We start from the raw sequence: 21404 nt of genomic DNA, 5'->3' as shown, positions 1-21404 counted from the left end.
TAACAATTAGTAACCTATTAGAGATAAGGGTATGGTGAGGCTATGTTGGTGAAGGACTTAAAAAAAAAGCTGCTTGCTGAAAATGAAATTGAAGCAATAGCTTTATCATCAGGAGTATATAACCTGAAGGAAATATTATCGACTATTAATCGGATTTCACCAGTAACAGGCCTGGATTCTGTCCTGTCAGCAGACTTGTTAATGAAAAAACACGAGAAAATAACCTTTATGAAGCATCCTCGTTATGTAGACATAGAAGTACATAAACACGATTATTTAGAGATCAGCTATGCGTATTTTGGCAGCTTTACACAGTGGATAGATGGAGAGACAGTTGAAATGCAGGAGGGTGACTTAACAATCTTAGATACAGATGTGATGCATACAATTAAAAAGGCAGACAAGGACACAATCATTATCAACATCCTCTTACGCAAAACTTACTTTAATCACGATATTCTCGCCCGCTTAACAGAAAATGATTTAATATCAAAATTTGTTATTGACACCATTTACAAGCCGAAAATGAAGGGCCGATACCTTTACTTCCCGTCTTCTGGAAATAAAAAAGTCCGCCAATATATCAATGAAGGACTATTTGAGTTTTATAAACCCGATATAGCCAGCCAGGAAGTTATAAGCTGTAATATTGTTCTCCTCTTTACAGAGCTGATGAGAATATCCAAAAAACAAAGTCATGCGGTGGCTAAGGATGAAAGCTGGAATCTAGTAATCTTAGAAATCCTTCAATATATTGAAGAGCATTATTTAACAACAAGCTTAAAAGAAGTTGCCTCCATATTTCATTTTCATCCAAATTATTTGAGCAGGCTGTTGAAGGAGAATATTGGCAAAACCTTTAGTGAAATGGTTCAAGAGCTTCGACTTCGCCAAGCAAAGCTTCTACTAGAAAATACACAAATGAAGATAAACAGAATTGCAGATGAAACTGGGTATACTAATTTTAACCATTTTTATAAAAAATTTAAGGAATATTATAAATGTACTCCCGCTGATTACCGTAAAGGACTGCTTGAACAAAAAGACAAGAAGAAATGAGTTTATAGGAAGCTATTAAGATTATCTTCGAAAAGCCATAACAGTTCTTTGACAATATTCTTTCTATTTTCTATAGTAAAGTAGGACTATCCTCACATTTGAAGGAAAGGAAACTTACAATGGATACTAAATTGAATTCTCGTGACAAAATATTGCAAACAGCTTCTCGTCTTTTTCAGCTGCAAGGCTATCATGCAACAGGTATGAATCAAATCATAAGTGAAAGCGGATTGCCGAAAGGGTCTATCTATCATCATTTTCCCCAAGGCAAAGAGCTTCTCGCCATTGAGGCTGTCCATTTTACAAGCAGCTTTATTGAAAGAAAGCTGCTTACAATAATGGAGGAAATATCAGACCCGGTTGAAGCAATCCAAGCATTTATAAAGGATACATCAAGCCAGTTTGATTCCCCTGAAAGCATTGAAGGAATCCCTGTCGGCCTGCTTGCAAGCGAAACAGCACTTATTAGTGAACCATTACGCCTTGCTTGTATACAAGCATTTTCAAAATGGGAGAAAATCATTGCGGATAAATTAATCCAAAATGGGGAGAAGGATGAGCATGCATTAAAAATGGGGATGCTGATTAATTCTATGATTGGCGGAGGAATTATGCAGTCCATCACTCGTAAGGATAAAGCCCCACTTATCGTTGTAATGGAAACAATTCCACAAATTTTAAAAACAAAGGGGTAGTAATTTTTATCCCTTTGTATTATTATTCTAGACAGACCGGTCTAGTCAATATGTAAAGGAGCGAATAAAATGAAAACGTTTAAAGACTGCTTACCAACGGAAAAAACACCCTATTTACTGCGTAGTGGAGATGGAGAACACCTGCTGTTCGGCAGACAAGTCGCAACAATTATGGCTAATGCCGCAAGTACCGATAATATTTTCGGTATGGTGCTGATTACAGGCGGAAAAGACGATTCATTTCCTTCCCATCTTCATGAAAAAACACATGAAGGAATTCTAGTTCTTAGTGGAAAATTGGAAGTTTCTCTTGGTGGTGAGAGTTATTTGCTTACAGAAGGAGACTATGCCCATATTCCTGCTGGTACGGTACATAGCTACAAAATGCTAGCCCACAGAACAAGATTTATCTCTTATACTTCAAATGGTGAAGTGACAAACCTTTATCGCATTATCGGTAGTCCCTATTCAAATGCTGAATATCCCCCACATATTAATAAAGACATTTCTGCTGCCTTGCTGGCAGAAGCTGAGTCAAAAACAGACTTCGAATTAAGCAGGCAAAAACCAACTGCTGAACGGATATTGCCAAATAAAACGAGGCTTCCTGATACACTTAGCCCCTATGTTATCCTTTCAGGTGAAGGTGACCGTTTATTGACAGGTGACCAGCTCCACCGTATTATTGCATCACAAAAAAATACAGAAGGCCAATTTATCATCGTTGCTTCAGATGGACCTAAAGGCGACAAAATTGTAGAGCATTATCATGAACAGCATACAGAGACCTTTTTCTGTCTGGAGGGCAAAATGACGATGTGGGCAATGGGCGAGGAAATCGAAATGCATCCTGGAGATTTTCTGCATGTTCCTGCAGGCACCGTTCATTCCTATCGCCTTGACTCCCACTATACGAAGATGGTCGGTCTGCTTGCCTCCGGATTATTTGAACCTTTCTTCCGCATTCTAGGTGATCCTTATGAGCATTGTATGTTCCCAAGTCAACCAATGCCCTTACGTTTTGACAGGATTATAGAAAACTTGGAAATGCTAGATTTGAAGGTCGTAAGCAAAAACTAGCAACCTATAAGTTTATAAAGGAGAGAAAAAATGGCTGGCGATTTAAAACTGGAAAAGAAAAACAGTGACCGTTTAGTGGCGGTACTTACTTTTGCTCTAGTAATAAGTGTTATGAATTCAACTATGTTCAATATGGCAATCCCTTCTATCACAAAGGAATTCAAGCTCTTGCCAACAGAAGCAGGCTGGATTATAACTGCCTATATTATCATTTATGCGATTGGATCTGTTCTCTATGGGAAGCTAGCAGATAAATTTATGCTAAAAACCTTGCTGACTATCGGCTTATGCACTTTTGCTGCTGGAAGTATCTTGGGGTTTGCTGCAAACAGCTTTCCCCTGCTGCTTGCAGGCAGATGTCTGCAAGCAGCAGGAGCATCTGTTATGCCGACTGTTGCAATGATCATTCCTGCCCGCTTCTTCCCTAAGGAAACAAGAGGGCGTGTATTAGGTTTAACATCAGCAGGGATGGCATTAGGAACAGCGATTGGCCCAATCGTGGCAGGAGGTGTCACCAGCTTCTTTAACTGGCATTATCTTTTTGTTATTTCCCTGCTTTCGCTTATTACATTGCCATTTTTCCGCAAATATCTAAATGAACAACAACGGCAGAAAAAAGGGAAAACGGATCTACTTGGAGCGGCATGTTTGGCTTGTGCTCTTGCTTTCCTTCTGTTAGCAATCACATTAAGTGCATTAAGCTATGCTGCTTTATTTGCTTTATGCTTTGTTTTATTCATTTGGAGGATAATGAAAGGAAAAAATCCATTTATACCGATTTCCTTGTTCCAAAACAAACAGTTTTCATTAGGAATTGCCATTTCCGGCATTTGTTCAGGAATTGGCTTTGGAATTCCATATTTGACGCCTCTATTACTGCAAGAGGTTAATGGATTATCGCCTCTTTTAAGTGGTTTATACATGTTCCCAAGTGCATTAATAGCGGCATTATTAGGGATTAGCGGTGGAAGACTTGCAGATAGGAAGGGGAATCGTTCTCTTACCCTCCTAGCTTTGATAGGTTTCTTTATCGGCTTTAGCGTTTTGTCTATTTTTGCAGGATATTCACCATATATGACAATGTTTATCCTTATTTTTGCATGTATCGGGCAAACATTTATGCAGATTTCCATGGCAAACACTGTTTCAAATACTTTGCCTAAGACGGATGTAGGTGTCGGAATGGGAATAATGATGATGATTAATTTTATTTCCGGGGCAGTGTTTACAACGATGATGAGTGCATCCCTTGAGAAGGAAAATCTTAGCATCCAGTTGAATCCACTCCTGCTGACACAGAATGGAATTAGCTACAGCAATATATATACAGTACTAAGTATTCTTGTTGTTATCATCACTTTAACCTATCATTTTCGTTTGAAGGAAAATAGTGCTGAATATGCAAAGTAGGAAGGCTTCCGCCTTCCTACTTTGCATGACTATATTATCTGCTGACAAGCCGTTGGACATGGATTGCCAAATACAGCTTTTCATTATTTGTAATGCTATAGTCGAATTGCTTCATAATATATTCACTGATTTTCTCTGTACATTCAAAGCTTCCTGGATGCTTTTGTCTAAAGGCATCATACAAAAATGGATCGTCATCCTGCAAATACGTTTTGCTGTACAATCTTTGACCAAAAAACTTCAAATGAGTGAGAAACCGAAAATAATTCAATGATTCTTCATCAAACTCCATTTTATAATGATATTTAACGATATTAAGAATGTCTTGCATGACCTTTGTGATGTTCGCAACATCTGGCATCTCTTCACTAAGACCAGCATTCACGATATGCATCGCAATGAATCCCGCTTCATCCTCAGGTAATTCGACACCGAATTTCTCCTTCAGCATACGCAATGCTTCTTTGCCGATTGTATATTCATCTTTGTAAAACCTTTTAATTTCCCATAATAATGCATTGTTGATTATATGTCCTTGTTGAATTCTTTCCACAGCAAAGTGGACATGATCTGTTAAAGAAATATAAAAACTGTCGGTGAAGGTTCTACCAAGTCTGCTTTTTGCAAGCTTGATGATTTCTTCGGTCACTTCCATATATTCAAGGGGAACTTCATATAGAAGGGTTTTAAATTTCTGTGAAATATCTTTGTTTTTCAGCTCAAAAATCTTTTCAATTTTCTCTTCGTCCACAATATCTCCTGGCTTTTTTTGCCATGCAAGACCTTTTCCGATGATGATGAGCTCTTCCTGGTTGTCATCCAATACGCTAATGACATTATTATTAAATACTTTGGCTATTCTCATGTAACCACCTATTCGTTTATTATCGTTCTATTACTTATAATATAATGGAAAATAGGAATCTAAAAGGATTATTTTTCGAAAATTCAAAAGAAGGAAAGCAACTGACTCGCTTTCCTAAAGGTGTTTTCTTTATAAATTTTCTCCATTTGTCGAAATAACCTCTTTATACCAATCGAAGCTTTTTTTGCGTGAACGCTCTAATGATCCATTTCCTTCATTATCCTTGTCCACATAAATATAGCCATAGCGCTTTTTCATTTCTCCAGTTGATGCACTCACAAGGTCAATCGGGCCCCAGCTCGTGTAACCGAGCACTTCAACACCTTCATCAATCGCTTGAGATAGCTCCTGTAAATGCTTGTTTAAGTAGTCGATGCGATGATCGTCCGTTACAGCTCCATCCTCTTCAGGAATATCAATGGCACCCAGTCCATTTTCAACAACAAACAACGGCTTTTGATAACGGTCATATAATTGGTTTGCTGTAATGCGGAACCCTTTAGGATCAATTGTCCAGCCCCACTCTGACTTTTCTAAAAATGGATTTTCAATCGAACCGAACACATTTCCAGATGTCGTCTTATTGATTTCCGGATCTGTGCTTGTCGTTCTGCTCGCATAATAGCTGAAGCCAATATAATCTACCGTATTATTCTGCAGAATTTCCTCATCCGTTGCTTCCATCTCAATTGTAATATTATGGTCTTTAATGAATTTCTTTGCATAGCCAGGATACTTTCCGCGAGATTGAATATCAATGAAAAAGAAAGAATCGCGATCCTTTTCCATTGCATCGAGAACATCATCAGGATTACAGCTATATGGATAGGTTTGTCCAGCTGCAAGCATACAGCCAATTTTAGCATCAGGGCTGATTTCATGGCATGCTTTAACAGCTAGTGCACTTGCAACAAGCTGGTGATGTGCTGCCTGGTATTTCACCTGCTTCTTATCTTCCCCTTCTTCAAATACAAGACCAGCTCCAACAAACGGAAGGTGAAGAAGCATGTTAATCTCATTAAATGTCATCCAATACTTTACTTTATCTTTATAACGGTTGAAAAGAGTTGTCGCATATTTCTCAAAGAATCCTACAAGCTTACGGCTTCGCCAGCTTCCATAGTTTTTAACAAGATTTACTGGCACATCGAAATGGGCGATTGTAACAACAGGCTCAATTCCATATTTCAGCAGCTCATCAAATAAATTATCATAGAATTTCAGTCCTGCTTCATTTGGTTCTGCATCATCCCCATTTGGAAAAATTCTTGCCCAAGAAATCGATAGACGCAACGCCTTGAAGCCCATCTCCGCAAATAATGCAATATCCTCTTTATAGCGGTTATAAAAATCAATCGCTTCATGTGATGGATAGAATTCTCCTTCTAATGGTTCGTATGAGGATAAATTCCCCATCATAATGTCCCATCTTTTTTGACCTGTCGGCAGAAGATCAACTGTTGTTAAACCCTTTCCGTCAGCAAGATATGCACCTTCTGCTTGGTTTGCAGCGATTGCGCCGCCCCATAAGAATCCTTTTTGAAATGCCATTTTCTTTTCCTCCTTTATATTCATTGCAATAGATAAGGAGCTTATGCTCCTTATCTTCTACCTCACTATTATTTTACATCTAATTTGAACAGCTCATCTACTGTAGTGACTTGCTTTTTATTAGTCAACTCCATGCTGTAATCCTTATAGTTTGTTACAACAACAGGTGTTGTTAACAACTTACCTGCTTTACGAATTTCTTCGATGTCAAACTCAATAAGCAATTGGCCTTTTTCCACGTATTCACCTTGGACTGTATATGCTTTAAAGTATTTTCCTTCAAATTGTACAGTATCCATCCCAATATGAATTAAAATATCTGCACCAGAATCAGTCGTAATACCAATGGCATGATTTGTTGGGAATAATGCTGATACTGTTCCAGAAACTGGAGCATAAAGCTTCCCTTCTGTTGGTTCAATTGCAAGGCCATGTCCTAATGCACCTGTTGAAAATGCTGCATCTTCTACTTCTGATAATGCTTTCACTTCACCATTTAATGGACTAATGATAACCTCATGCTGTACTGCTGTTGTTGCAGCTACTTCATTTGAAGCAGATTTTACTTCTGCATTAGTACTTGCAGCTTTTTCTTTGCCAATTCCGCCAAACAAGTACGTTAAGATGAAAGCAACAATGAATGCTACAACGATTGCAATTAGTGCCCCCCATAAATCCATGCCAAGACCATCAGGACTAATGTATGTTGGAATTCCAAAAATTCCAAGACCGCCAATAATGTAACCCTTTACATTAGCAAGACCTAAAATAGCTCCACCTGCTGCTGCACCGATACAGCTGATGATAAATGGTTTCTTTAATGGTAAGGTAATTCCGTAAATAGCCGGCTCTGTTACACCGAAGATACCGGAAATGAATGCTGGTATACTCAATGATTTCAACTTTTTATCTTTTGTTTTAATTAAGATTGCAAGAACTGCACCAATTTGGGCGAATGATGCGGCAAATACTGTTGCAAGAATTGTATCGAAGCCCATTGTCGCCACATTGTTGATCGCAATTGGCACTAAGCCCCAATGAAGACCGAAAATAACGATTACTTGCCATAGACCGCCAAGCAAAATCCCTGCAATTAATGGACTTAAGTTATAAAGGAATAATGAACCTGCACCGATCAAGCTGCTTGCCCATGTTGCAATCGGGCCAATGACCATAAATGTAATTGGAATAACAATTAATAATGTTAATAATGGCACTACAAATGTTTTAACAACATCTGGAATAAAGCTACGAAGCCATTTTTCTACTTTTGCTGCAAAGAACGTAGAAAGAATAATTGGTATAACGGATGATGAATAAGACATTAAAATAACGGGAATTCCTAAAAACGTAACATAAATTGGTGATTCAAACATTGTACCTGCAAATACTGTGTACAGCGGGTCTCCTGTTGTTAAGGTCGAAAGGGTCGGGTATACTAATGCTGCTCCGATCGCCATTCCGATGAACGGTGTACCACCGAACTTTTTGATTGCTGTATATCCTAAGAAGATTGGCAAGAAATAAAATAGTGCATCACCGGCAGCATTTAAGATTTGGTAGGTGCCAGATGTATTTTCCAGCCAGCCAAGTGCAACAAATAATGCATTAAAGCCTTTGATCATACCTGATGCGGCTAACACACCAAGGACTGGTGTAAAAATGCTAGAAATCATATCAATAAAGCGGCTGAAAAGGGAACCTTTTGGTCCTTCATCTTCCTCCACTTGCTCCTGACCTTGAAAGCCACCAACTGTAACTACAGCTTTGTATACATCAGGTACATGGTTTCCGATAACGACTTGATATTGTCCGCCGCTTTTCATGACTGTAACAACATCATCCATGTTTTTTAATACCTCTGTATTTGCTTTTCCTTCATCCTTTAGCTTAAAGCGAAGGCGTGTAATACAATGGACCACATTGGAAACGTTTTCTTTTCCACCTACATTAGCAATAATGTCTTTTGCCAGCTGCTCATATTTCATTTTTGACCCTTCCTTCTTTTCTCTATTTTTGGTTTTTGCCAAATAAAAAACCTGAGCCCACTAAATCACACTATAAAAGCGTGTTCTAGTCAGTTCAGGTTATGCCCACTTAAGGTAACATTCCATCAAGGAACTTATTAAGTTGTTATTTGATAGGTTTAATTTATCATGAGAACGATTTCATGTCAACGCTTTCAATAAAATATTTTTTATCTATTACAGATTAATTGATTTAAGCATGTAACCATGATTCAAGCCTGTCTATTTTATAAATTATCGGTAGTTTATACTGCTTTTTTGATTCTCTATGGAAAAATGACCAGCTTTTGTATATTTCAGGTGATTTTCCGCATTATATAAACGGATGAAATTTCTGTATAGTTTACCATGCCTTTAAGCAAATTAATTAAAAAGATAATAGGTGAAGAAAATGTTAGTTGATATCACAGTGGAATTATGTGTCGGGTTTTTTACACTTCTGTTAATGCTGAAAATACTAGGTAAGATTCAATTTTCGCAAATTACCCCCTTTGACTTTATAACTGGAATGGTATTAGGGAATTTCGTAGGAGATTCTATTTTTGATGAGCGTACAGGTGTGCTTGATATCGTATACAGCATTTTACTTTGGGGTCTACTTATCTACCTTGTTGAGTTACTGACACAAAAATCATTTATACTGCGCAGCTTCTTTGAAGGAAAACCATCCATGCTTGTGAATAAAGGAGAAATTGACTTTAAAGCGTTAAAAAAAAATCATATTGATTTAAGTCAGCTTCAGCATCTTTTAAGAAAACAAGGCTATTTTTCTTTATTTGACGCAGAGTATGTCATTTTGGAACAGGATGGTAATATTAGTGTTGCGCCAAAGCATTCATACGGTGCTCCTACTAATGAAGATTTACAGATACCAGAAAAAAAAGTACGGCTTGCATATGCATTAGTGCTTGATGGTAAAGTGAATAAACAAAATTTAAAAACACTCCAATTTAACGAAGGCTGGCTGAAGAAACAGTTATCTCAACAGCAAATTTCAGATTATAAAGATGTCCTTTATGCTGAATGGCAGGAAGATAAAGGACTACAAGTGGCAACATATAATAAATCTCCAAATCAGTGACAACATAAATATGGAAGGAAGGTAAATGACAAAATGAAAAATCTGCTATTTTTACTTGTAGGTTTAATGATTTTCGCAAATGGACATTATATTTATGCCAAAACGGAAACAAAAGCAGAAAGAGTCGATGGTTACTTTACAACGGAGGATATTCTTTTCTCTATATTTGAGCCAAAATTAAACAAAATCGTTCAGGACCAATATGGGAAGGAAATGATTGTAAATCCAATAAAGGTAGAAGATGTTGCCATTATGCAGAAGCAAACAGGCAAAGACAGTTACAATGGCTGGTATGAAGTAAAGCTGTCCATTCTTGTCGGAGAGCCTGATGGCGAAACATTTACGGATACAGTAGTCCTCGAAATTGACGCACCGAATATTGGCGGCACTGCACCTCGGTTAAAAAGCGAAAAAGTAAATGGACTTGAAATCAAGCTTGTAAAATATTATAAAGGAAGCTAACAGGCTGTCAATCGGCAGTCTGTTTTTACTTCCTTTTAACGCCTTTTCGAGCAGCTTGGAATACCTTGTTCCACCCTTAATTCTATTCTGTTTAAAAGTGTTGCAGTAATTTCACTTCATCCGTGCTCCAATTCTTTATTGCTCATCTCAATCACCTGCCTCTTCTTACTTCCAACGAAAAACCCTTGCTATGTTTGCTTATCAAAACATCAATAGTCAAAAATAGGAACAATAGCTAGTTATTTAATTCCTTTTTGTCTCTAAATTGAAATTCTCCATTTTATTATTGAGACTAATAAAAGGCGAATATTAAGTACTATAAGAACAGTAATAAAGTTGGACAATCATTTAAGTATTTTTTTAGGTAGGAGGATGAAAATGAATATAGAACAAATTGATTATTTGTTGGAAGTGGCGAAGGAAAGGTCTATCAGGAAAGCAGCAGATAATCTGCATATAACGCCTTCTGCAATCAGCCAATCCATCCTGCAAATAGAACTAAATTTAGGGGTCACTATTTTTCAGCGCTCCAACAAAGGGACTAATCCAACACCTGAAGGAAAAATTGTCCTGAAACGCGCATTCGAGCTGCAGTGTAAGTATAAAGAGCTATATGACGAAGTGCAAAGAATGGAAAATGGACAGCAATGCTTGCCTTTAAGAATTGCCTTTTCTCCAACATTCGGAAATGTAGGCTATCTTGCTCTTATGTCCCTAAAGGAGAAATATAAGGATTTGAAGGTTGAAATACAAGAGGGTATGCATGAGGATATCGTCTCAAAGATCACAAAAAATGATGGGTCACTCGACCTATCCTTAATTGTTGAGAACAGAAATCTGTTAGAAAATAGCAGTTCCATCCATATTGAGCCATTTTATCAAAGCTATGTCTGTATTGCATTAAGTAAGCATTCTCCTTTATCTACTAGAAAATTTCTGACGAAGGAAGATTTAGTAAATGAAAGTATTGCCGTCCTGGAAACATCCACACATAAAGAGCTTGTGAAAAAAACAGGCTTGGAAACCAACCCTGTTTTTGTTACCTCCAATAATAGTGCACTAATAAGAAATGTTGTTAAGGATGGCCATGCCATCTGTGCACTCGATGATTTTTCCCTTATTAATCACCAAGATTATGCATCAGGAGATATTATTGTATTGCCCTTTAAAAGTCCCGATTATTTGTATCGGGAAATATGGGCTGTCTATCCGAAATCAGTGGCAAACAATGAGGTTATGCAAAGCTACCTATCTATCATAAAAAAATTAATTAATCAAAGATCACCAATAGAGGCATTCGTTTAATAGTCAGAGGGACCTCCCCTAAAGGGAGACACCCCTCTAATTATTATCCACTTATTTTCTGAACGGGAGTATCTTTATGCCCCGCCCCAAATGAATTCTTTTTTACCGTCAAAAACGTGATGGAAAAGGCTGTTCCAATTGCGATAATGATACCTGCAATTGCATACGGAAAATACGGTCCGACATATGCAACAAGACTTACAATACTTGAAAGAATATACCCGTATATTCTCACCCCCATGACAGCAAAGAATGTCGCAGCAATCGTACTGCCGATTGTACACGCAATAAATGCCTTTTTGTTCCTGATTAAAACTCCAAATAAAGCAGGTTCCGTTATGCCAAGTATGGCTGAAATGGTTGCAGATAGTATCACTGACTTTTCTGTTTTACTATTCGCTTTGAAAAACATTGCAAAGGTCGCACCAGCAATCGCCATATTTGTCATGAACATCATTGGCATCAGCATGTCGTATCCTTTATCCGCAAAATTTTGCAAGGCTATCGGTGTGATAGCATGGTGAACACCAAAAACGATTTCAATCGGTCTCGCCCCACCCATGACAACACCTGCCAAAATCGGAGACACATTAAACAAAAATTCAACCATATATGCCAGGCCCCTCCCAACATAGCTGCCTAAAGGACCTGTTACAATAAGTGTAACTGGAATAACAAGGAATAAAGTCAATGTTGGCGTAAATACGGTTCTCAATACACTTGGCATCCATTTATCTACCCATCTATGTATATAGCTTAATGCCCACACAGATAAAATAATGGGAATAACAGTACCTGAGTAATTAATAACAGGTATCGGCAGCCCTAGAAAATAATACTTGGTTATTTCTCCAAGCTTCGCCGCATCAAGCAACGTCGGGTACATCAGCCCTCCTGCTACTGCTATCGCTAAGTATTGATTTGTTTTAAAGATTTTTGCTGCAGATGCTGCTAAGAAGAATGGCAGAAAATAAAAGACTCCACTAGCAATTAAATCTAAGATAACAACCGTTTCACTTTCCTTTGACAAAATGTTTAAAGCTATTAAACCAGCCAAAACCCCTTTTATCATTCCCGCTCCTGCAATGGCAGGCACAATTGGTCCAAACACACCTGAAACTACATCCAATAATCTGCCAAACATTCCTTTACTGCTCTTTTCCTCTATTGTGCTAATTGTATTTTCATCTACCTCTAATTCTTCCATTAAAGCATTATAATAGACTTGCACATTTGTACCAATAATCACTTGATATTGATCATTTTGCAGCTGTTCTCCAATAACTCCGTTAACTTGCTTAACACTTTCATGATCAATTTTTGCTTGATCGACTAAATCAAACCGTAATCTTGTCATGCAATGCCATGCCTTCTTAATATTATCTTTCCCGCCAACATTTTCTATGATTCTTTTAACAGCTTCTTTTTCCTTCATCCTAAAGCATCCTCTCATTATCAAGTAAATGCAGATTAACATTAATTATAGAACCTTGATTTGACAAGGTCATAATAGCATAGCACCGCTTACTATGAAAGCGGTTAAAAAAGCACCCATTATTATGGAGACCGTTGCTGCAGCTGGCTTTCACCATCTATTTGATAATATATTGGTACGGTAAATTAATGTATATGAAGTACTTCCCTGACCAAATTGACTCGTTGTTTTTCCATATGCTTTAATGGAGTCATTATAAGGCTTTGATTTGACGAAAAAAGCGAGAGAAAAGGAGATTAAGAGTTGGAACCAACAATAATTACTGACATAAAATCATTTGTAACAAATCCGCATCGGCATAATCTTGTCGTTGTTAAAGTAGAAACGAATAATGGTGTTTACGGTTACGGATGTGCCACATTTCAACAACGACCATTAGCTGTTCAAACAATAATCGAAGAGTATTTAAAACCGCTGCTCATAAATCGTGATGCAAATCATATAGAAGACATTTGGCAAGTAATGATGGTTAATTCTTATTGGAGAAACGGTCCTGTTATCAATAATGCTATTGCTGGCATTGACATGGCATTATGGGACATAAAAGCAAAATTAGCTGGCATGCCTCTTTATCAACTGCTTGGCGGAAAATCCAAAAATGCTATTGCTGCATATACACATGCTGATGGATTAACAATCGAACAGCTTTTCGAGGATGTGGATCGGCTGCTGGCAAAAGGTTATCGACATATCCGCTGTCAACTGGGAAAATACGGCGGGAAAAACCCGAACATGCATCTCGCCAGAAAGGACGCTGGCGGTGAATATTTTGATCAGCATAATTATCGGCAGGACGTTATCACAATGTTTCAGGCACTCAGGGATAAATATGGGTATTCTATCCATTTCCTGCATGATGTTCACGAAAGACTTTTTCCTAATGAAGCATTGCAGCTAGCGAAGGATTTGGAACCATTTAAACCATACTTTTTAGAGGATATTCTTCCTCCAGACCAAAATGAATGGCTTGTTTCCTTAAGAAATCAATGCAGCACCCCGATTGCTACAGGAGAATTATTTAATAATCCCGTAGAATGGAGAAATCTGATTGTTAATCGTCAAATTGATTTTATTCGCTGTCATGTTTCACAAATAGGTGGAATTACACCAGCCTTAAAGCTAGCAGCGCTTTGTGAGAATTTTGGTGTTCGTCTTGCATGGCATGGCCCATCTGATATGACACCAATTGGTGTTGCCGTCAATACGCACTTAAATATCCATCTTCATAATGCAGCCATTCAGGAAATTCAAGAACCAGATGAAACAACAAAAAAAATGTTTCCTGGTAATGTGAAGGTACAGGATGGGTATATTTATCCAATTGAAGAAATCGGCATTGGTGTAGATTTTGACGAAGAAATGGCAGCTGCCTATCCTGTTATTTACCGTAAACACGAGTGGACAGAGTCCCGCCTGCCGAACGGCGCAATCCACACACCATAACAAGCGCTCCTATACCTTTGCATGCTACAATGAACCGAGGAGAGATAATAATTTTCGAGGTATAAATAATGAAAAAAAGAGATTTTATCGCAGAGGATATACTCAGTAAAATTTATCAGAATAAGTACAAAGCTGGAGAAAAGCTCCCGACAGAAAGGGAGCTTTCTGATCTGTATACTGTTTCAAGGTATACGATTAGAGAAGCGTTAAAGAAGCTTGTCAACATTGGGTGTATTAAAGTCATTCAGGGCTCGGGAATTTTTGTGTCTGAAACTAGATATAAAAGTCCTTTAATTTATAATTCACTTACGGAAAAAAAATTCAAGGATATCCATTCAAAAATTATTTACTTAAAAAAAATCCAGCCAAATCAAGAGCTCGAAAAGATTTTTGATTTACATATGGTTCCAAATAAGAAATTATGGGAGTTTAAACGGATAAGAATTGTCGACTTTCAAAAGATGCAGATTGAAACATCCGTACTTCCCTGTTCTTATTTTCCAGATCTGAACGAAGAAGAAATAAAAAAATCTGTCCATGATTATGTACAGCAATGCGGGCTAATCATCTCCCATTTCATCACAACATACCGTGCTATTAACATCTCTAAAGAGGATGCAGACCTGCTTAATTGTAAAAAAGGGAGTGCAGCCATGAAAATTATTAATAGAGGTATATTAGAAAATGGCAAGGTGTTTGAATATAGTGAAATGATTAATTTAGATTATTCCGTCTCCTATTTTACACCCTTCAATCGGCACAAGCATGAGTACAGAAAAAAATAACCTGAATGACTTAAGACCAGTGATTTCCACTGGTCTTAAAACTTTTAGACAAACCTTTTGTTTATCTTTTTTTGTATAATTTTTATTTACCTAATTCTATAAATGCTGTCTCACAAGCTTATTCATCGCATCAATTTTTGCAGTGACTTTTCCTGCATAACTATAATCACCATAGCAATAAGGATAGCGGAAATTTAATTTATCGTTATTGCATGTATACAAATCAGGCGATTTCTCTACCATAAGCTCAGAATAGGATTTAGCTGTTTCCTCACTATGGTTTGTATCACTATTAACAATAAAATCGATATAGCCTGGACCCATATTATAGCTTTGAATAATTGTTTCAAGGTCTACATCATTTGCTTCACCATATTTGTACATTTCGGAAAAATGATACACTCCTTGTTTAATGCTTTCTGCGGGGTCACCGATTTCATTTCGCGCTAAACCAGCAGATTCAGATGATTGCATTGGATCACTGCCTTTCCCATGGCTTTCCTGATCCATAATGGCAAGCAAAACAGGTGCAAACTCATCTGCATCCAGTTCATTTTTTTCCAATTCATCCTTGATCTCTGGCAAATAATTGGCTAATCTTGTTTCAGCTGTTTGTTTAATAGATTTAGCGGTAATTAAATAACCACCGTATAAAACAATAACGATTAAGATTAGGAATGGCAGTTTTTTCAATTTTCTTCTTCTTTTTTTCAATTTAACCCCTCATTAAAGCAATTTAAATGTTTACATGTTTTTCTCTATCCATTATACAAGAAACAGGTGAGAATTTCTTTCCTTAACCTAAACACTGTCCATTTTTTTTGCAAATGTTTTTCCTAATAAAAAATAGCTGCCTTTTTAGCAGCTGTGTGCAGATTTATTGCTCCGTTCAGTACCGTTTTACCTTTATAAATTTATATACCCCTCTCACCAATAAGACTCACAATAAAAAAATCATCAGTTGCCAAAAACCAGTAATATATGACATTATTATCCTCCATTGTATCATTAACAATATATTAACATATATTTCCTTATTAACATATCTTTTAGAAACATCATTATCTTCTAACAATTGTTTGCAAAACTTTTTATCCTAGGTTATTTATGGTATATTTTAACTAATATTTCTAGTTAGGAGGATTATTTATGGCTGATATGAAAGACTTCCGCAATGCTGATTACGAAATCTCACAGCAATTTATCAATCGCTGGTCTCCCCGTTCATTTTTGGAGAAGGATATACCTGAGGAGGTGCTATTAAGTATATTTGAAGCTGCAAGATGGGCTCCCTCTGCATCCAATATTCAGCCTTGGAGATTTATTATTGCCCGCACGCAAGAAGATTTAGAGAAGTTCCATTCCTTTATTGTACCTGGAAATCTGACATGGGCTAAGCATGCACCTGCAATAGCAGTTATTATTTCGGAAGCATTAACACAACGCGGTCCCAATGCTTGGCATGCATTTGATGCTGGTACTGCATGGAGTCACCTTGCTCTTGAAGCACATAATAAAGGCTTGGTCACACATGCGATGGGCGGATTTGATAAGGAGCTTGCTCGTCAAGTGTTAAACATTCCAGAGCAATATGAACTACACGCTGTTGTTGCAATAGGTTATCAAGGGGAAAAAGAAGCGCTCCCTGATAATTTGCAAGAGCGCGAAAAGCCAAGCAACAGACGTGCATTAAGTGAGTCACTATTTGAAGGTTCATTTGGTAAAGGTGCACTTTAATCTATTTTGAAAAAGGGAAGATGCGATACATCTTCCCTTTTTTCATTAACTATTACGTTTACTCTGACTCTGGTATTTCCGTAATAATTTCTGCTATATTATCATCTTGACTGTCTTTATTAACCTCAAGACCATGCAGAATCATGTAGCCATCTTCATATTTAAAGACAGGCTTGTATACATCTCCCCAATTGACTAATGTTTCTTCTATAAGCGATCTTAAGGAAGTAGCCGTTTCATCTTTTTCATTTGTGTTATTTTTTTCATGTCTGCGATGATAAAGCATAAGCTGATCTATCCAATAAAAACGATAAGACATAATCAACAGAAGCAGTATTCTAATGTCTTCCACATATCTGCCTCCATAAGGATCATCCGTCGGCCAGCCTCCTACCTCTCGTACAGCAGCGGTTCTGTAGCATCTCGGCCAAATAGATGTATTTGCCAATAAAAAAGCATATGGATTATCATAATGCCTGCCTTTTTTTATTCGCGATAAATAAACTTGTCCATTTTCATCTTCAAAACTAATATTAATATTGCCGCTAATTACCGCAACATCCTCTGGCTGCTTTAACGCTTCTTCAGCTAAACTTTGCAATGTGTCAGGATAAAGCCAGTCATCTGGATCAAGCTGAACAAAAAAGGGTGTTTCAATATGCTGAAGTCCCGTATTCAAGCTGACCGATTGCCCCTTGTTTTCGTCATGTCGTACATATGTTATTCTTGGATCAACAAGATATTTTTTTGCTAACTCTGTACTCTCATCTGTCGAGCCGTCATCTACTAAAACAATTTTCCAGGAGAAATAATTTTGTGCGTATATACTGCTAATAGCATCAATAATATATTTGCCAGGATTGTAAAACGGGATTAGGACTGTAATAAGATTATCCAAGCTATTTTCCCTCCATTTCATAACTACTTTTATATACTATGAGAGAGGGTTTGAAATGGTATGTTCAAACATCTTCCTTATACACTTTTTCAGCTCTTGCGTATTAATAAATTGTGCACATTGCTTAAGGATTTCCGACAAAAAAAGCCCTGTACACTTTGTATAGGACTGACTTATCTATTTCTATTCATTTTTAATTACTCGCTATAATAAGTATAATTGCCATTTCCATCGAAAGGAAATATAGACTTACTTCCAAAATCACTTTGCATCAAAATGAGCACTATTAAAGCTAAAAGATAAAAAACGGCAATCGATTTATTATTTTCCTGCATTTCCTTCTTTTTAGCCCTGTATTTCGCTTGGATAAGTCTTTTTTTACCATTCATCAGACAAGCTCCTTTTAAAAGTGATCCATTATAACGGTACATCGGACAACAGGACCATTTGATAAGCAGCAAAAAAAACAGGGAAGAGCAGATTGCTCTTCCCTGTAGCTTTTTAAACTAAATTCCATTTTATAATTAACCCGAGATGTGTAAGTCCGCCACCAAATCCGTATAAAAGTAAATGGTCTCCATTTTTGATTTTTTGTTCATCGAGCCCTATCTGGATTGCTAATGGTATGGAGCTTGAAGAGGTGTTTCCATATGGAACCATGCTTGTTAAGGCATTTTCAATTGGTACACCAGATTTATCACAAATGGATTCAATCATCCGTAAATTTGCACTGTGAGGAACGAACCAATCCAGCTGTTCTTTTTTCATATTTGCTTTTTTCAATAAAGTATCCATGGAGGCTGGAATTGTTCTTGTCGCCCATTTATATACCTCACGGCCGTTTTGAACCATTTTCCCACTGTTGTTTAAAGGTTCTCCGTTCATCTTTTCCGAAAGTGCCGTTCGATAAATATGAATGCCTCCTTCTCCATTTGTGCCCATATGGGATGCGAGGAAGCTTGGATTTTCTTCATCATATTCAACAAGAAATGCTCCAGCACCGTCACCAAACAGAATACATGTCGTCCTGTCCGTATAGTCTGTCACCTTGGACAAAGTTTCTGTCGCAACAACAAGAATTTTCTTATGCATTCCTGATGTAATCATACTATTCGCTAAATGCAAACCATATGTGAATCCGGCACACGCTGCACTTAAATCAATTGCACCTGTCTGCTCGATTTTAAAATGCGATTGTATCTGTGCTGCTACACTTGGAAAACCATAATCAGCAGTAGTTGTTGCAACGATAATAAAGTCAACATCATGCAGTGATTGGTTGCTGTTTGCAGCTAAGTTTTCAATTGCCTTAATCGCCAAGGTGGAAGCAAACTCTTCTTCTCCTGCAATTCGTCTTTCCTTTATGCCAGTTCTTTGGATGATCCATTCATCACTTGTATCCACCATTTTCGCAAGATCGTTATTTGTCAGTCTCTTTTCAGGGACATATGTTCCAATTGCTGAAATCCTTGCTTTTGAAGTCATTACCGTTCGCTCCTTTTTATACTTAAAACCAGTTATTATATTCTACTATTAGTATCAGGTACTAATTTTATATTATTACGAATGAACTTTATTTGTCAACAGCGGTGTATTGACTTTCAATTCCTCCTCTTTTCACAGAAAACCTTTTATATAAAATGATTGGAGGAAGGTATTCGCGACAATGAATAGAAAAAACAGGCTGTTAACATAAAAAAACGTTCCTTTATTAGGAACGTTTCATCGTTATTAACCTTGTTGAGCATATTTTTTCTGTGATTTAGCAAAGGTTTGCTCAATCTCTTCCAGTGAACGACCTTTCGTTTCAGGTACATATCGTTTGATGAAAAATAAGCTTATTAATCCCAATCCAACGAAGATGAAGAAAGTAGTTGCCAATCCAAATGCATCAAATAATACAGGGAATAGTAATCCTACAAGGAAATTCATCATAAACAGACAGAAAATAGAAATACCCATTGCTAACCCACGAAGATGAAGTGGATAAATTTCTGACTGCATCAACCAAGTTACTGGTGAGACAGCACCTTGCTGAAATGCTAAGAATAAAACAGTTAAGCTCAAGATAATATACGGAAGTACGGAAGAACCCTCCATTGTCATCGAAATAATACCAATAAGCAGGAGTGAAGTGCTTGTCCCAACCATACCAATAAACAGCATTGGTCTTCTGCCTACCTTGTCAAGCAGGGCTATACCAACGAATGTTGCAGCAACAGAGATAACTCCATTGGCAATATTACCGATTAAGGCCGCTTCTGTTGAAAAGCCTGCATCCTTCAATATTTCTGTTCCATAATACATGATAGAGTTAACTCCTGTTAACTGCTGGATCATCGCAATTCCTATTCCTATAAGTATAATTCTGCGAACATGAGGGAGCTTCAAATCTCTAAAAGTTGCTTTTTTTACTTTCCCTTCATTAACAATCGTATTCTCAATTTCTTCTAGTTCTTTTCGTGCTTGCATGCGTTCCCTAATCTTTTCAAGTACTTGTAAAGCTCCTTTTATGTTGCCTTTAGAAGCTAGCCAGCGTGGACTTTCGGGAACAATCAGCATTCCAAGCCATAATAAAACTGCTGGAAGAGTCGCAATAACGAGCATATATCTCCAAATATTGCCCATATCGCCAAATGAGTTCGCTAAAACGGCATTGAATATGTATGCAAGCAGTTGTCCTGTGACAATCATTAATTCATTCTGAGTAACAAGTCTTCCCCTTTTTTCTGCAGGAGCCATCTCCGCTAAAAATGCAGGTACTGTTACAGATGTTGCTCCGACTGCAAGACCTAAAATAAATCTGCTTAAAACCATAATCTCCATATTTGGAGCAATCGAACAACCGATTGTTGCGATAAGAAAAATAAATGCAACACTTATGATTGTTTTGCGTCTTCCTTTCCTGTCAGACAGCCTGCCTCCAAAAATGGCCCCGAATGCTGCCCCGAACAGAAGGGAGCTCGTAACAAGCCCTTGCGTAAAAGGAGATAAGTTAAGCTGATCCTCTCTTGACATATATGGCAGTGCTCCATTTACTACACCCGTATCATAACCATATAAAAGACCACCGAATGTAGAAATAAATGTAATCAATTTTAAATATGTTTTTTGTGAAAACCTCTGCTTTTTCTGCCCTTCATTTGAGCTTGCTGCGGATGTTTTTACAAAAGCAGGTTCCTCACTAGTCTTCATTTAATTCCTCACCCTTTTTTATGTAAATATAGATTCGCAGCTTCCTTTGCTGTTAAGGAAGTGTGTACGAGTTATTTACCTTCTTGAGGGAGTGTTTAAACATATATTAATAAAGGCAGTTATTATTGTTTCCGGAATTTCCTTAGAAATATAAGCAAGTTGGTAGTGGGATAAAAGAATGTAAGCCAATGTTGAAACAAAACAATTTCGCCGGTTATCCATAAATAATTCAGTTTGATAATGGAGGCGACTCGACGCCTGTGGGAGATGAGTACCCGCAGGCGAAGACAAGGAAGCCCCACACCTTTCTGCGAAT

The 21404-nt window shown here is 37.4% G+C and carries 19 protein-coding genes; 10 read left to right on the top strand and 9 right to left on the bottom strand.

Translation table 11 applies throughout. The annotated features are described in order from the left end of the window. Positions 1–48: 48 nt before the first annotated feature. The 4 genes from EM808_RS08785 (at position 49) to EM808_RS08770 (ending at position 4244) form a co-directional block, all read left to right on the top strand. Complete coding sequence (locus EM808_RS08785; RefSeq protein WP_164849603.1) at positions 49–1059, top strand: AraC family transcriptional regulator; 1011 nt, start codon at positions 49–51, stop codon at positions 1057–1059. Positions 1060–1178: 119 nt separating this feature from the next. Next, on the top strand, positions 1179–1754 hold the full coding sequence (locus EM808_RS08780; RefSeq protein WP_127737796.1) for a TetR/AcrR family transcriptional regulator: 576 nt from the start codon (positions 1179–1181) through the stop codon (positions 1752–1754). 69 nt (positions 1755–1823) lie between these two features. Continuing rightward, a complete protein-coding gene (locus tag EM808_RS08775) occupies positions 1824–2834 on the top strand; it encodes a quercetin 2,3-dioxygenase (protein ID WP_127737795.1) in 1011 nt (336 codons plus the stop codon). 30 nt (positions 2835–2864) lie between these two features. Next, positions 2865–4244, top strand: coding sequence for an MFS transporter (locus EM808_RS08770; RefSeq protein WP_127737794.1), 1380 nt, complete (start codon positions 2865–2867; stop codon positions 4242–4244). Between the two features lie 34 nt (positions 4245–4278). Here the strand turns inward: EM808_RS08770 and licT are convergent, their stop codons facing one another. The 3 genes from licT to EM808_RS08755 all read right to left on the bottom strand — a co-directional run bounded on the left by licT (position 4279) and on the right by EM808_RS08755 (position 8648). Further along, positions 4279–5109: a BglG family transcription antiterminator LicT gene (gene licT, locus EM808_RS08765; protein WP_127737793.1), complete on the bottom strand. Its 831-nt coding sequence runs from the start codon at positions 5107–5109 to the stop codon at positions 4279–4281. A 129-nt stretch (positions 5110–5238) separates the two neighbouring features. Continuing rightward, positions 5239–6660: a 6-phospho-beta-glucosidase gene (locus EM808_RS08760; protein ID WP_285094897.1), complete on the bottom strand. Its 1422-nt coding sequence runs from the start codon at positions 6658–6660 to the stop codon at positions 5239–5241. Between the two features lie 68 nt (positions 6661–6728). Further along, positions 6729–8648, bottom strand: a complete 1920-nt coding sequence (locus tag EM808_RS08755; RefSeq protein ID WP_127737791.1) for a beta-glucoside-specific PTS transporter subunit IIABC — start codon at positions 8646–8648, stop codon at positions 6729–6731. Positions 8649–9078: 430 nt separating this feature from the next. On the opposite strand from EM808_RS08755, the gene EM808_RS08750 reads away from it, so the two are divergent. The 3 genes from EM808_RS08750 (at position 9079) to EM808_RS08740 (ending at position 11535) form a co-directional block, all read left to right on the top strand. Continuing rightward, positions 9079–9768: a DUF421 domain-containing protein gene (locus EM808_RS08750; protein ID WP_127737790.1), complete on the top strand. Its 690-nt coding sequence runs from the start codon at positions 9079–9081 to the stop codon at positions 9766–9768. Positions 9769–9801: 33 nt separating this feature from the next. Further along, positions 9802–10230: a DUF3888 domain-containing protein gene (locus EM808_RS08745; RefSeq protein WP_127737789.1), complete on the top strand. Its 429-nt coding sequence runs from the start codon at positions 9802–9804 to the stop codon at positions 10228–10230. Positions 10231–10608: 378 nt separating this feature from the next. Continuing rightward, positions 10609–11535 carry a LysR family transcriptional regulator gene (locus EM808_RS08740; RefSeq protein ID WP_164849602.1) on the top strand — a complete coding sequence of 309 codons (927 nt, stop codon included), beginning with the start codon at positions 10609–10611 and terminating at the stop codon, positions 11533–11535. 43 nt (positions 11536–11578) lie between these two features. On the opposite strand, the gene EM808_RS08735 is transcribed toward EM808_RS08740, so the two are convergent. Continuing rightward, on the bottom strand, positions 11579–12970 hold the full coding sequence (locus EM808_RS08735; protein WP_164849601.1) for a PTS transporter subunit EIIC: 1392 nt from the start codon (positions 12968–12970) through the stop codon (positions 11579–11581). Between the two features lie 303 nt (positions 12971–13273). Here EM808_RS08735 and EM808_RS08730 point away from each other — a divergent pair, with 303 nt between their 5' ends. Next, on the top strand, positions 13274–14473 hold the full coding sequence (locus tag EM808_RS08730) for an enolase C-terminal domain-like protein (RefSeq protein ID WP_127737787.1): 1200 nt from the start codon (positions 13274–13276) through the stop codon (positions 14471–14473). Positions 14474–14541: 68 nt separating this feature from the next. Next, entirely contained in the window at positions 14542–15258 is a 717-nt protein-coding gene (locus tag EM808_RS08725; RefSeq protein ID WP_127737786.1) for a GntR family transcriptional regulator, read from the top strand. A gap of 96 nt (positions 15259–15354) precedes the next feature. Here EM808_RS08725 and EM808_RS08720 read toward each other — a convergent pair whose 3' ends face one another. Further along, the gene (locus tag EM808_RS08720; protein WP_127737785.1) at positions 15355–15972 is read right to left on the bottom strand and encodes a lysozyme family protein; all 618 of its coding nucleotides are present in this window, start codon (positions 15970–15972) and stop codon (positions 15355–15357) included. Between the two features lie 435 nt (positions 15973–16407). Between EM808_RS08720 and EM808_RS08715 the strand changes: the two genes are divergently transcribed. Further along, positions 16408–16995: a nitroreductase family protein gene (locus EM808_RS08715; protein WP_127737784.1), complete on the top strand. Its 588-nt coding sequence runs from the start codon at positions 16408–16410 to the stop codon at positions 16993–16995. A 58-nt stretch (positions 16996–17053) separates the two neighbouring features. On the opposite strand, the gene EM808_RS08710 is transcribed toward EM808_RS08715, so the two are convergent. From EM808_RS08710 to EM808_RS08695, 4 genes are all read right to left on the bottom strand, one after another. Next, positions 17054–17893 (bottom strand): glycosyltransferase family 2 protein, encoded by an 840-nt coding sequence (locus EM808_RS08710; protein WP_164849600.1) that lies wholly within the window; start codon positions 17891–17893, stop codon positions 17054–17056. A 197-nt stretch (positions 17894–18090) separates the two neighbouring features. Further along, the gene (locus tag EM808_RS08705; protein ID WP_127737782.1) at positions 18091–18282 is read right to left on the bottom strand and encodes a hypothetical protein; all 192 of its coding nucleotides are present in this window, start codon (positions 18280–18282) and stop codon (positions 18091–18093) included. A gap of 112 nt (positions 18283–18394) precedes the next feature. Then, complete coding sequence (locus tag EM808_RS08700) at positions 18395–19378, bottom strand: ketoacyl-ACP synthase III (protein ID WP_127737781.1); 984 nt, start codon at positions 19376–19378, stop codon at positions 18395–18397. Positions 19379–19624: 246 nt separating this feature from the next. Then, the gene (locus tag EM808_RS08695; protein WP_127737780.1) at positions 19625–21088 is read right to left on the bottom strand and encodes a sugar porter family MFS transporter; all 1464 of its coding nucleotides are present in this window, start codon (positions 21086–21088) and stop codon (positions 19625–19627) included. Positions 21089–21404 lie beyond the last annotated feature (316 nt).

The organism is Niallia taxi (assembly GCF_004005475.1).
Lineage (GTDB): Bacteria > Bacillota > Bacilli > Bacillales > Cytobacillaceae > Niallia > Niallia taxi.
The sequence above is the reverse complement of the archived record's forward strand: the minus strand, read 5'-3'. Positions and strand labels throughout refer to the sequence as shown.